Source organism: Actinopolyspora sabaoui (genome assembly GCF_051225635.1).
Classification (GTDB): Bacteria; Actinomycetota; Actinomycetes; order Mycobacteriales; family Pseudonocardiaceae; genus Actinopolyspora.
In genome coordinates, this window is the sequence record NZ_JBMIHH010000005.1 from 113,293 (window position 1) to 125,957 (window position 12,665).

The window sequence follows — 12,665 nt, forward strand, 5'->3', positions numbered from 1 at the left end:
CGGATCCCGACCACCGAGCCGCGGCCGATTCGGCCACTTCGAGCGAATTCCGGGACGCGCGGTTCACCCAATCCGCCCCGGCCACCCGACCGACTTCCGAAAACAGCTTCCAAGGACGGATCAATGAGCGAACAGAACACCATCCGCTGGGAGGGTCCCGACGCCGACGGCGTCGTCGTTCTCACTCTCGACGACCCGGAGCAGCAGGCCAACACCATGAACGAGCGCTATCTGCGTTCCATGGAACAAACCGTGCAGCGGCTGGAGAACGAGCGCGAGAGCATCAGCGGGGTGATCCTCACCTCGGGCAAGAGCACCTTCTTCGCCGGTGGTGACCTGCGGGAGCTGATCAAGGCGCGACCCGAGAACGTCACACGTGCCGCCGAGAGCAGCACCGCCGCCAAGGGACAGCTCCGCAGGCTGGAAACCCTCGGTGTGCCGGTCGTCGCCGCCCTCAACGGTACGGCGCTCGGTGGTGGGCTGGAGATCGCGCTGGCCTGCCATCACCGCGTCGCGCTGGACTCGCCCAAGGCCAGGTTCGGGTTTCCCGAGGTGAGCCTGGGCCTGCTGCCGGGCGGTGGCGGTGTCGTCCGTACCGTGCGGATGCTCGGCATAGCCGACGCGCTGCTCGGAGTGCTCACGCAGGGCCAGCGGCTGCGTCCGGAGAAGGCGCGCGAGATCGGGCTGATCGACGAGCTCGTCGACGACCGGGACGACCTGCTGCGTCGCGCGAAAGAATGGATCAAGGAGAACCCGGAGGCGAGCCAGCCCTGGGACCGCAAGGGTTTCCGGATTCCCGGTGGCACCCCCTCCGATCCGAAGTTCGCGGCCAATCTGCCCGCGTTCCCCGCCAACGTGCGCAAACAGCTCAAGGGCGCCGATCTGCCCGCTCCCAAGAGCATCCTCTGCGCCGCGGTGGAGGGCGCACAGGTCGATGTGGACACCGCCTTCACCATCGAGGGACGCTACTTCGTCGAGTTGATGTGCGGGCAGACCTCGAAGAACATGAGCAAGGCCTTCTTCTTCGACCTGGAACACATCAACTCCGGTGGCAGCAGGCCGGACGGACAGCCGCAGTGGTCGGCCGAGAAGGTCGGTGTGCTCGGCGGCGGCATGATGGGGGCGGGTATCGCCTACGTCTGCGCCAAGGCGGGAATGCACGTCGTGCTCAAGGACGTCTCCGCCGAGTCCGCTGAGAAGGGCAAGCAGTACTCGGCCAAGGTGTTGGACAAGGCGCTGCACAAGGGCAGGATCACCGAGCGGGAACGCGACGGGGTGCTCGCCAGGATCACCGCCACCGACCAGGCCCAACAGCTGGAGGGCTGCGACCTCGTCATCGAGGCGGTCTTCGAGGACCCCGACGTCAAGCACCGGGTCTACGCCGAGGCCGAGCAGTACGTCGACAGCGACGCGCTGCTCACCTCGAACACCTCCACACTGCCGATCAGCGACCTCGCGGAGGGCGCGAGCAGGCCGGAGGACTTCATCGGGCTGCACTTCTTCTCGCCGGTGGACAAGATGCCGCTGGTCGAGATCATTCGCGGTGAGCGCACCAGTGACCGTGCGCTGGCCAGGGCCTTCGACGTGGTTCGCCAGATCAACAAGACACCGATCGTGGTGCGGGACAGCCGGGGCTTTTTCACCAGCCGCGTGATCGGCACCTTCCTCAACGAGGGTGTGGCGATGTTGGGCGAGGGGATACCCGCCGCCTCGATCGAGCAGGCCGCCTCGCAGGCGGGCTTCCCCGCCCCGGTGCTGCAGCTGTACGACGAACTCACCCTCACGCTGCCCCGCAAGATCCGGGACGAGACGCGCAAGGCGGTCGAGGCCGCGGGCGGCAGCTGGAGCGACCACCCGGCGGACCCGATCTTGGACCGGATGGTCGAGGAGTTCGGTCGCAAGGGACGTTCCTCCGGTGCCGGTTTCTACGATTACTCCGAGGACGGCAGCAGGCTGGGACTGTGGAGCGGACTGGGCGAACACTTCGGTGCGGGCGGGGTCGACCCGGAACGGATCGCGCTGCACGACCTGCGGGAACGCATGTTGTTCGTGCAGGCACTGGAAACGGTGCGCTGCCTGGACGAGGGAGTGCTCACCTCCGTGCCGGACGCCAACATCGGATCGATCTTCGGGATCGGTTTCCCAGCCGGGACCGGGGGCGTGGTGCAGTACATGAACGGCTACGAGGGCGGACTGCGTGGTTTCGTGGCGCGTGCCCGGCAGCTGGCCGAACAGTACGGTGCCCGGTTTGAGCCGCCCGCTTCCTTGGTCGCTAAGGCGGAGTCCGGTGAGGTCTTCGAGATCGGGGAACCGGACAAGGAGATCGTGGCCGCGGCGGCGGCCTGATTCCGCCTCTGTCGCTGATGTTTTCCCGTCGTGTTTCCGTTGGGTGTGAGTCCTTCCGGTTCCGGACCATCGGGGCCACATCACCAACTCGACCACCCGCGGGTTCGCCGAGCGAGCGTCCCGATAACCCGACCGGAAAACTTCAACGAGACGTGAGCGGGTGCCTCCCTGGGCGGGAGGAGGCACCCGCTCACTTCGCTTCCGCCTCCCGCTCCCGCGTCTCCGGCCGTTGTCGGGGTGAGAAAGCAGGATTGGATCCGGGTGGAGCAACGCCGTTGATCCCCGGGGAGCAAATTTCCCGTATTCCGGTGGTGCTGAACAATCCTTTCCCGGTGGGAAAGCAGGGGAAAGAAATTTCGGCTCGTTCGTGAATACGATCATTCGGTTGACACGGGCGACTCGCGTTGCGCAATCTTTTGCGGCAGCGTTCCCGAACGGGCAACACGAGCGATCGCCGGGTTCGTGGCCGGATTCGCGCTTTCGTGTGCCGCTTTCGGGGACGCGATTGTTCCGTTCCCCGGGAGGATCCGTGTTACGCACTGTCATGAAGCCCCTGTGCGGTGGGGCCGCCACGGTTGTCGCAGCGGCGCTGCTCGCCGCGGCACCGCAGGCGGAGTCGACCGCCGCGCCGCTGGTCACTCATCACGAGTTCCAGGTAAACTGCTCGTTCTCCCATCGTGCCAAGGACGACCCCATCGTCTTCCCCGGTGAGTCCGGGGCCTCGCACGACCACACATTCCTGGGCAACACCGGCACCGACGCCGACTCCACGACGGAATCGCTGTCGGCCGCCGGAGTCGGGTCGACCACCTGCCTCAATCCGGACGATCTCTCCGCTTACTGGTTCCCGACGCTCTACAAGAACGACGAGCCGATCGAACCCATCGGAAAGCGGGTGATCTACTACAAATCCGGAATAATCGACTACCAGAGCGTTCAGCCCTTCCCGCGGGGACTGCGTTTCATAGCGGGCGATCCAGCCAACACCGAGGAGGAGTTCCGGAATTCGCCCGGCGCGGTGGAGGGTTGGGAGTGCGGTAACGACACGCACAACTGGAATTTTCCCGCCAGTAGTTGTCCGGAGGGCAGTCAGCTCAATATCCGTTTCCAGGCGCCCAGCTGCTGGGACGGGGTGCACCTCGACTCACCTGACCATCGCAGCCACATGTCCTACCCGGTGGACGGTGTCTGTCCGGACACGCATCCGGTCGCGGTGCCGATGCTCGAGTTCAAGATGGCTTTCCCCGTGGACGGGGACATGTCCGATGTCCGGCTTGCCAGCGGTGAGGGCTACTCCTGGCACTACGACTTCATCAACGCCTGGGACCCGCCGACTCTGGAGGCGTTGGTGAGCCACTGCATCAACGGCGGCCTGCAGTGCGACCCCCGCGGCTTCGACCAGTACAAGCCGGACCGAGGTGCGGCGCTCGGGGAGAACTACCGGCTTCCCGGACGCCCCGACGTCTCGTGAGGAACTCGGCCGGCGGTGCGGGTTCGGTCGTCGCGGTGCTCGTCGCCACCACCGCTGGGTGATTCACGGCCGCCCGTGTGGTTCCGGTTGCCCCGTGTGGTTCGAAGGGAGCCCGCACAGCTCGGGCGCGGGAGAAGAAACCCCGCGCCCGAGCGTCGGTCAGTTCAGTGCCGCGTTGCGGAGCACCTCACCGACGGGAAGGGTCCGGCCCTCGTTGAGGCTGGTTCCCTTGCCCATTGCCAGCGTTTCCGAAGGGTTCCGAACCAGGCCGGTGGCCGCGTCCCGCACCGCTCCGGCCGGGTTGTCATCCAGCCTTCGAACCGTCGGGACCTGCTTCGTCGCGGGAACCACGTGTCCCACCTCGGGCAGTTCGACCGGCTTGCCGGAGGTCTGCAACGGGTTGTTCTCGGCCACCTTGCCCACCGCCCCGACCGGGTTGGTCAGCGGCTCGGTGTCGTAGCCCTGGGCGACCGTGGCATCCACAGCTGTGTCCAGCGTGGACATACCTTCGTGGTTCTCGCCGCGCGGCCCGACCTCGGCGTCGAGCAACTCGGCGTCATCGGTCTTCTCCCGCAGCACACCGGTGTGGTCGGGCCGAACGTTGACCCCGACCTCCGGCCGGGTCTTGGTCCACTGCTGGGCTCGTGCGGTGGTGGTAGCCACCTGACCGAGCAGCCTGGTCGCCTCACCCGACTGCAGTGTCGGTTCGTCGTCGCGGACCTCGTTGGCGACACCGTGGCCGAGCCTGTTGATCTCGGCGCCCACCTCCTTGACGAGGTTGGGGGTGTTCGTTCGCAGCGAGGTGTCAGCGCAGGGCAGCTTCTCCCGTCCGGGGACACCGCCCGGGTTCTTGCAGGTGTCCAGCGGGGCGGTGAAGTCGATCTCGTCGGGAACCTGGGAAAGGTCCGGCTTGGTGAGGTCCGGCGTCGTTGCTTCGGGGGAGTCGGCGGCCGCCGCTCCCGTTCCGGCTGCGGCGAACCCCGCGGCCACAACAACAGCGTTCAACGTGCGCGTGGTCCAGGGGCGCAAGATCAGTACTCCTTGAATCCGAGTTCACGGGCGTGGGTCGTGACACGCCGGGCGCGTCGTCCTTTCGGAGGCCGCGCGTACACGCGACAATCGACCTACGCGATCGCATCGGAAGGGCAGCCCCGGAGCTTGAGGCCTGAGTTTTTGCTACCCCTGATCGTGTGAAGACGACTCCGAAGTCCGGGGCGTTCGTTCGGGCGGTCGTGGTTCGGAGGAACCCTGATCGGAAGATGCCTGCTCGGTGAACGAGCGCGCCTCGCCGGACAGGCTCGGGCCGATCAGCGCCATCAGGTGCTCGGTGGCCATCTCCGGGGTGACTTCCGGGTGGTCCTCCCGCCACAGCGCCATGCGCTCGCAGGCCCCGATGATGGCCTCGGCGAAGGCCTCCATGCGGTACTCGTCGGTCTCCGGCAGCGACATGCGCAGCATGTCCGAGGTGAAACCCACCTGCTGTCTGCGGATCCCCTCCAGTTCGGTGCCCAGCTCCATACCGGGCACGGCCGATTCGTTGCGCAGCAGCGCCCAGGACTGTTTGTGGTCCTCGCCGAACCGGAAGAAGGCCAGCAGTCCGTCGTGCAGCAGCTGCTCGGGGCTCTCGGCGTTGGCCGCCGCGGCGGACGTGCACTCCAGCAGTTCGCGTTTGGCCCGCTCCAGACAGGCCAGCAGCAGTCCTTCCTTGGAACCGAAGTACTCGTACAGCATCGGTTTGGACAGGCCGACGCGCTGCGCGATGTCGTCCATGGCCGCAGCCTGGTAGCCGCGTTCGGCGAACACTTCCTCCGCGATCCCCAGGATCTGCTGCTCCCGTTCGGCCCTCGACATCCGTTTGCGGCCCGAGCCCGCTCGCTGTGCGATCTCCACGAAATCCACCCTACCGCAAGTAACCTACTCGTAGTAACCTACTGATTGGTAAGCTCACGTCGCTTCGTTCGGGAGGTACCGGGGGATGGGTAACGAACCGCGGGAACAACACAGGTACGACGCCTCCGTCGTCATCGTCGGTAGCGGTTTCTCGGGATTGGGCACCGCCATCCGGTTGAAGACCGAGGGTGTGGAGGACTTCGTCCTGCTGGAGAAGTCCCGGGACCTCGGTGGGACCTGGCGGGACAACACCTACCCAGGGTGCGCCTGTGACGTCCCCTCGCTGATGTACTCGTTCTCCTTCGAACAGAATCCCGAATGGTCGAGGATGTTCGCCGAGCAGGGCGAGATCGAGCATTACCTGCGCCATTGCGCCGAGAAGTACGACATCGACAAGCACATCCACTACGGGGTGGAGTTCACCGGCGCGGAGTGGGACGAGCAGGCACACCGCTGGCACGTCTCCACCGCCGACGGCACCGAGTACGTGGGCAGGGCGTTGGTCTCCGGGGTGGGCGCACTGCACATCCCGAACTATCCGGACCTGCCCGGTCTGGAGCGGTTCCAGGGCGAGGCCTTTCACTCGGCCGACTGGAACCACGACTACGACCTGACCGGCAAACGGGTCGCGGTGGTGGGGACGGGAGCCAGCGCGATCCAGTTCGTGCCGCGGGTCGCCGAGCAAGCTGGGAAGCTGAACCTTTTCCAGCGCACCCCGCCGTGGATCCAGCCGAAGCCGGACCGCCCGATCCCGGCGAAGCTGCGTCGCGCCTTCCGCCGCGTTCCCTTCCTGCAGCGCGCCGTGCGGTTCGCCATCTACATGACGCTGGAGATCCGTTCGGTGGCCGTGCTGCGCGAGCCCAGACTGCAGCGTGTCTCGCAGTGGTTGGCCAAGCGGTTCATCCGCAAGCAGGTGCACGACGAGCGCATCCGTGAGGCGGTCACCCCGGACTACTCGATGGGGTGCAAGCGAATCCTGCTCTCCAGCGACTTCTACCCCGCCCTGAACCGGTCCAATGTGGAACTCAATACCAGCGGGGTGACCGAGGTGCGCGAGAACTCGGTGGTCGACGGTCAGGGGGTCGAACACCCCGTGGACGCGATCGTCTTCGGCACCGGCTTCCACGTCACCGACGCGTTCGACCACCTGGAGATCGTCGGCAGGGGTGGCCGCAAGCTGCGGGACGCGTGGAAGGACGGGATGGAGGCGCACAAGGGGATTACGGTCTCGGGCTTCCCCAACCTGTACTTCCTGCTCGGGCCGAACACCGGGCTGGGGCACAACTCGGTGGTGTTCATGATCGAGTCGCAGATCAACTACGTGCTCAGCATCCTGCGCCCGCTGCTGCGGGGCGAGTTCACCCAGGCCGACGTGCGCCAGTCGGCCCAGGACGAGTTCAACGAGCGGATCCAGTCGCACCTCGCCGGTGCGGTGTGGTCGGATGGCGGTTGCCAGAGCTGGTACCTGGACGCCAACGGGGTCAACCGCACTCTCTGGCCGGGTTTCACCTGGAACTACTGGTGGCAGACCCGCAAGGCCGACCCGAAGGACTACGAGCTCCAACGCGCCGGGGCGCGTTGAGGATTCGCACGGACGTTCGATAAGCTGCGGCGGTCAGGTCGTGTGAGCCCATCCCGGCAAGCCTCCCGACCGCCGCGCGTCGGAGCGGCTCCCGCGGTTTCCGCGCGGGTACGACCGGTGTCCGATACGCCGAGCGGCGAGGCGGGCGGCTGCCGTTGTCCACTCGGGAGCGTAAATGTCCGAGGCCCGTGCGCTGTCCTCCGAACAGATCAGCGGCCTTCGTGAGGAACTGGACAACGGAACCACACCCACCGTGTGGTTCACCGGTTCGGCGGTCGGTGTCGACGCCGGGCGCTCCGGCAAGGTCGTCGCCATGGATGAGCCCGCGGAAGGAGAGTTCCTGCAGGTGAAACCGGCAGGGTCCAAGGATGTGCTGTCCTTCTCCGCGGCCGAGGTGACCCTGGACAAGCCGGCGCCGAAGCGCAAGGAGACCGGCCGGGCCGCCAAGAAGAAGGGCGCCGAGGCGGCCCAGCCCGCTGCCTCCGCCGAGCCGACGGCCTCGGTCTCCGAACCGATGAAAACCGCGTCCGAGTCCTCGGGCGCGGGTGATCCGGGCGGTACGACGAACACCGCGAAGGACTCCGGAATGACCGAACGTGGCACCGACACCGCCGGGACGTCGAAACGGTCCGGTGGTTCGGCGTCCTCCTCGAGCGCCGGGGAGCAGTCGAACAAGGCCGAATCGAGCGGTTCCAAGCGCAACGGTACTTCCCGGACGAGCGGAAGTGCGGCCAAGAACAACTCCTCGCGTCGTCCGGCGGGCGCGACCATCATTCTCACCGCCGGTGAGGACGGGCATTGGAGCGTTGAGGTCAGCAACGGCAGGAAACGGGTGCTGCGCCCGACCGACGTTCCCGCCTCGGCCGTGGGGCAGGCCGCGAAAGCGCTGCACGACGACGTCGCGCAAGCGGTGGAGCCACTGCTGGAGGCCGAGCGGGAACACCAGCGCGCCAGGGTGGAACAGCTGCAGCGCGAGCTCGAGGAGGCCCAGCGCAGGCTGGAGGAACTCGGTATCGGGTGACGGCGCGGCTCGCGCGACGCGCGGCGAGTGTTGTGCGCGCACACGCCGCGCGGTCACGTCGTACGCCGACTCGGTGGTGGGGTTCCCGGCGGGAAGCCTGACTCGTGGCCGGGCATTCGCGGCGGCGACGTGCACTCGAACCTACAATGGGGGACGTGAAGGGCCGTCTGCTTTCGCCGGGCTGGGTGCTGCTGCACCTGGTGTTTCTCGCCGCCGTCGTCGCCTCCGGTTGGCTGGGCTGGTGGCAGTGGGAACGTGCCCACGACGCGGGGGGCAGCTTCCAGAACCTCGGGTACGCACTGCAGTGGCCGTTGTTCGGAGCGTTCGCCCTGTTCCTGTGGTACCAGGTGATCCGGATCTCGCTCGACAGCGAGGGCGAGGAGACGGTCGAGCCGGTCATGGATCCGGAGCTGTCCGGTCCCGATGCCGGCACCTCCGTCGATACCGGTGGCTCCGGGGGCGAGGAATCGGACGAGGCGGCATCGTCCCGTGCGGGTGTCCCGAGACGCACCGCCGAGGACAGCGCTCCCGAGCGCCCGAGACGTTCCCCGGTTCCGGAGCGCGCTCCCTCGGTCACCGAGGAGGAGGATCCGCAGCTCGCCGAGTACAACCGCTACCTCGCCGAACTCAACGCCGCCGAGTCGCGTCGTCGCTGATCCCGGGCGGCGTCAATTTCCCGCGAAATCACCGCGCCATCGACGCAGGGCGAACTCCCACCGCCCTCGCAATCGGCGCCGCACCGCCGCGGGTTCTCGGGTGCGGCTCTCGCGAAAACGCGGGTCCCCTCGGCACGCGACCGCGAGCGAGGCAGCGCAGGGAACCCCGGTGCGTGAGTCGGATGCATTGCGAGGCCGGGCCGCTCGCCGCGTAGGTCGCTACTCAAGAGCCGGCCCAACACAGCAAGGCGCCGACTCACGTGACGGCTAATCGACCACGCGCACAAGGTTCGCGGTAGATATCGTCACCCATTGAACTCGATCCGGTCGAATGATTCTCCCTGCACCACGTTGTGCGCGTTGCCGTTGAACTGGTTGACCGTCCGGTTGCCGGTGGCCCGCAGCTGCTGATGCACGGGGTCACCCGCCTCGCGCAACCGCGCGCCGAACTCGGGATCGTCGTGTTCCAGCTGTTCGAGCCGTTCGGCCAGCGCGGTGACCTTCGGGTGATCGGCGGGACGGTCCTCGGCGGCTTCCAGCGCTGCCTCGGTTCGCGGGTCCGCTTCGGACTTGCCTCGTACGAGCTCCCACACCTTCGCCAGCGCCGTGGAGCCGGCGCTGCCGAGTGCCGCCGCGGCCTGCCCGGCCAGTGCCGCCGCGATGGAGTCCAGGAAGGGATCGGTCATTCGCCCAGTGTAACCATTCGGGTATCCACTGTGTTCGCGATGTGTGAGTGAATCGGTGTGAGTCGTTCCGTTTCGGGCTCGTTCTCGCGAGGCCCATCAGTGCTGAGGAACGGCGTTTCGGTTCGTGCCACGGTCTTCGTGGATTACCGTGCGTCGTCACGTGATTTCGGTTGCTTTTCGGTGACATCACTCACCCGGACGCCTGCGTTCGAGTGGTTTTCCCCGGTGAAGTCCACTTTTTCCAATGGAACCCGGTTACCGACGAGGTGCGGTGTGATATCAAGTAAGCGAGCGACGACGGGGGATCCGGGATCGGTGCCCGGTCCGACCCGGCGCCACGTTTCCCTCGCGGGTTCCGGACCTACCAGCGCCGTTGGAACGCGGCATGTTCTTCGGGGCCCGATGTCGATGCTCTGCTCGGTGGACACGAGTGTGATTGGGGCTTGCGTGCGGCGCGGCGGCGTGCTGTTAAAACTCTTCGGTCTTTGTGTGCTCTCAGGTGTGCTGGTGGCGAGTCTGATGCTGCCCGCCGCCATCGGTGCCGGGGCGATGGTCAACGAGACGACCTCGGCCATGTCCCGGATGTCGGATTCGCTGGAGAAGGCGCGAATGCCGCTGACCACCGACGTGCTCGACCGCAACGGCGATCCGATCGCCCACTTCTACGACGATTACCGGATCCCCACCTCCTCCGACGAGATCGCCGACACCATGCGTTCGGCTATCACCGCGATCGAGGACAAGCGGTTCTGGGACCACAACGGTGTCGACTGGCAGGGCACCATGCGCGCGTTGGCCACCAACATCAGCAGTGGCTCCGTGCAGGAGGGTGCCTCCACGATCACGCAGCAGTACGTGAAGAACTACCTGGTGCACGTGGCGGCCGACAACAAGGTCGAGCGGCACGACGCCCAGGCCACCACCATCGCCCGCAAGCTGCGCGAGGCACGGTTGGCGGTGGAGCTGGAACGCACCATGAGCAAGGACGAGATCCTCACCTCCTACCTGAACGTGGTGCCGTTCGGCAACCAGACGTTCGGGGTCGGGGCCGCCGCCCAGACCTACTTCGGGGTCAGCTCGGACCAGCTGAACATTCAGCAGGCCGCGTTGCTGGCAGCGATCGTCAACGCGCCCGGCGCGCTCAATCCGAACAGCAATCCGGACGCGGCGCGGGAACGGCGCAACGAGGTCATCGACCGGATGGCCCAGCCGAACAACAACTTCCGGATCACCAAGGAGGACGCCGAGCGTGCCAAGCAGCAGCCGCTGGGGGTGCTGTCCCCACTGGGTCGGCCGCCGAGCAGCTGCGTGAGCGCGGGTGGCAGCGCCACAAACGGATTCTTCTGCTCCTACCTGCGGGACTACCTCAACGAGGCCGGTTTCAGCGACAAGGAGCTGGAGAACGGCGGCTACACCATCCGGACCACGATGGATCCCGAGGCCACCAAGTCGGCGAAGAAGGCGGCCGAGGCGCAGGTCCCCAAGAACTCCGACAACATCGCCAACCCGATGGCGATCGTGGAACCGGGCCAGAACAGCCACAAGGTCCGGGCACTGGTCGCCAACCGCGACTACGGCAACGACGCCAGCAAGGGCCAGACGGCCTACAACATCACCACCGAAGTGATTCCCTACGGCTCCGGCTCGGTATTCAAGATCTTCACCGCCGCCGCGGCGATCCAGCAGGGGTGGAGCCCGAACGACACGATTCCGGTTCCGTCCGCTTACACGACGCACCAGTTCGGCCACGGGCAGCAGTGGACCGTGCACAACGCCGAGGGCGTCTCCTCCGGAAGCAGAAGCCTGCGGGACGCGCTGGCCACCTCCCCGAACACCGGGTTCGTCTGGCTGCTGGAGCGAGTCGGACTGAACAACGCCGTGGACGTGGCTAAGAAACTGGGGCTGCGCCACAGTCTCACTCGGAAGGTGGATGCCGACGGGGAGTCCGCCACGGACAAGAAGATCACCAAGGCAAAGGACATCAAGCAGAGCAGGCAGGGCTCGTTCACCCTCGGTGTCACGCCGGTGAGCGTGCTGGAGCTGTCCAACGTCATGGCCACCATCGCCAGTCACGGCAAGTGGTGCCCACCCACCCCGGTGGAGTCGATCACCGATCGCGACGGCAATCCGGTCCAGGTCAACGAGCAACCCTGTTCACAGGTCGTCGCACCGCGCACCGCGCACGGTTTGGCGCAGGGGCTCTCCGACGACCACAAGGCAGGCGGTACCTCGCACGCCGCCGCCGAGGCCGCGGGCTGGAGCAGGCCGCTCATGGCCAAGACGGGAACCACGCAGTACTACCAGTCCGCGGTGCTCGTCGGCGCCACGCCGCAGATGGCGGGCGCCGTGATGACCTACACCGACGGCCCGCCCTACGAGGGCATCTGCGTCAACGGCAGTGCGGCGCCCTACCAGTGCAGCGACACGGGCGGCAACCTCTACGGTGGCACCATCCCGGCGCGGACGTTCTATCCGGCCATGAACACGGTGCACGAGGGCCTTCCAGTCAAACAGCTGCCCAAGTTCTGATTACGCTCGTCCGGTTCCCGCCTCCGTGATCGATGATCGATTCCCGATGGATGGTCGGTCCGGGAACCGCCGAGGGAGCCGGGAGAGGTGGCCGTGATTCCAGCCGTTGCCAACGGGGAGTCACGGCCACCACTGTCGGTCGTCCTCGACGAGCGAGGTGGCTCGTGACGCCTATTCCCTGAGTCCGGCAGCACCCACCCGGCCGCACCGGCTCCCTCTTCGACGGCCCGGTTCGACGGCCGGGTACCCGCCACCCGCGTTCTTTCCGGGATGGTCTCGTGCTCGGGTGGAATTCCCGTTTTTTCTCTTTTTGGGTCGTCGGGTCTTTTCGCTGCTCCGGACGGATCAGCGAAGATGCTGCTCTCGGGGGCGTTTCGGAATGCGGCCGCTCCGGTACGATCCACTAGGAAATTTTTTCGGAATCATGGGGGAATTGGTTAACGGTATTCTTTCTCGGTTTTGATTCCCCCGAAGTGCCTGTGGG

The 12,665-nt window shown here is 66.4% G+C and carries 9 protein-coding genes; 6 read left to right on the forward strand and 3 right to left on the reverse strand.

Annotation, left to right across the window (positions count from 1 at the left end; genetic code table 11):
• The first annotated feature begins 123 nt into the window (after positions 1-123).
• Positions 124-2,346, forward strand: a complete 2,223-nt coding sequence (locus tag ACOQFL_RS10570) for a 3-hydroxyacyl-CoA dehydrogenase NAD-binding domain-containing protein (RefSeq protein WP_435543955.1) — start codon at positions 124-126, stop codon at positions 2,344-2,346.
• A gap of 529 nt (positions 2,347-2,875) precedes the next feature.
• Positions 2,876-3,817, forward strand: coding sequence for a DUF1996 domain-containing protein (locus ACOQFL_RS10575; RefSeq protein ID WP_435543956.1), 942 nt, complete (start codon positions 2,876-2,878; stop codon positions 3,815-3,817).
• 159 nt (positions 3,818-3,976) lie between these two features.
• Here the strand turns inward: ACOQFL_RS10575 and ACOQFL_RS10580 are convergent, their stop codons facing one another.
• Positions 3,977-4,846, reverse strand: coding sequence for a hypothetical protein (locus ACOQFL_RS10580; RefSeq protein WP_435543957.1), 870 nt, complete (start codon positions 4,844-4,846; stop codon positions 3,977-3,979).
• A gap of 147 nt (positions 4,847-4,993) precedes the next feature.
• Positions 4,994-5,707: a TetR/AcrR family transcriptional regulator gene (locus ACOQFL_RS10585; RefSeq protein WP_435543958.1), complete on the reverse strand. Its 714-nt coding sequence runs from the start codon at positions 5,705-5,707 to the stop codon at positions 4,994-4,996.
• Positions 5,708-5,792: 85 nt separating this feature from the next.
• Here ACOQFL_RS10585 and ACOQFL_RS10590 point away from each other — a divergent pair, with 85 nt between their 5' ends.
• The 3 genes from ACOQFL_RS10590 to ACOQFL_RS10600 all read left to right on the forward strand — a co-directional run bounded on the left by ACOQFL_RS10590 (position 5,793) and on the right by ACOQFL_RS10600 (position 8,966).
• Positions 5,793-7,289 (forward strand): flavin-containing monooxygenase, encoded by a 1,497-nt coding sequence (locus ACOQFL_RS10590; protein ID WP_435543959.1) that lies wholly within the window; start codon positions 5,793-5,795, stop codon positions 7,287-7,289.
• Between the two features lie 175 nt (positions 7,290-7,464).
• Positions 7,465-8,310 (forward strand): DUF6319 family protein, encoded by an 846-nt coding sequence (locus ACOQFL_RS10595; RefSeq protein ID WP_435543960.1) that lies wholly within the window; start codon positions 7,465-7,467, stop codon positions 8,308-8,310.
• A 146-nt stretch (positions 8,311-8,456) separates the two neighbouring features.
• Positions 8,457-8,966, forward strand: a complete 510-nt coding sequence (locus tag ACOQFL_RS10600) for a hypothetical protein (protein WP_435543961.1) — start codon at positions 8,457-8,459, stop codon at positions 8,964-8,966.
• A 305-nt stretch (positions 8,967-9,271) separates the two neighbouring features.
• Here ACOQFL_RS10600 and ACOQFL_RS10605 read toward each other — a convergent pair whose 3' ends face one another.
• A complete protein-coding gene (locus ACOQFL_RS10605; RefSeq protein ID WP_435543962.1) occupies positions 9,272-9,652 on the reverse strand; it encodes a hypothetical protein in 381 nt (126 codons plus the stop codon).
• 507 nt (positions 9,653-10,159) lie between these two features.
• Between ACOQFL_RS10605 and ACOQFL_RS10610 the strand changes: the two genes are divergently transcribed.
• On the forward strand, positions 10,160-12,181 hold the full coding sequence (locus ACOQFL_RS10610; RefSeq protein ID WP_435543963.1) for a transglycosylase domain-containing protein: 2,022 nt from the start codon (positions 10,160-10,162) through the stop codon (positions 12,179-12,181).
• Positions 12,182-12,665: the final 484 nt, after the last annotated feature.

Coding starts and splice junctions, on each gene's coding strand:
- ACOQFL_RS10590 (WP_435543959.1), top strand. CDS start 5,793: ATGGGTAACGAACCGCGGGAACAACACAGGTACGACGCCTCCGTCGTC.
- ACOQFL_RS10570 (WP_435543955.1), top strand. CDS start 124: ATGAGCGAACAGAACACCATCCGCTGGGAGGGTCCCGACGCCGACGGC.
- ACOQFL_RS10600 (WP_435543961.1), top strand. CDS start 8,457: ATGGGGGACGTGAAGGGCCGTCTGCTTTCGCCGGGCTGGGTGCTGCTG.
- ACOQFL_RS10595 (WP_435543960.1), top strand. CDS start 7,465: ATGTCCGAGGCCCGTGCGCTGTCCTCCGAACAGATCAGCGGCCTTCGT.
- ACOQFL_RS10605 (WP_435543962.1), bottom strand. CDS start 9,652: ATGACCGATCCCTTCCTGGACTCCATCGCGGCGGCACTGGCCGGGCAG.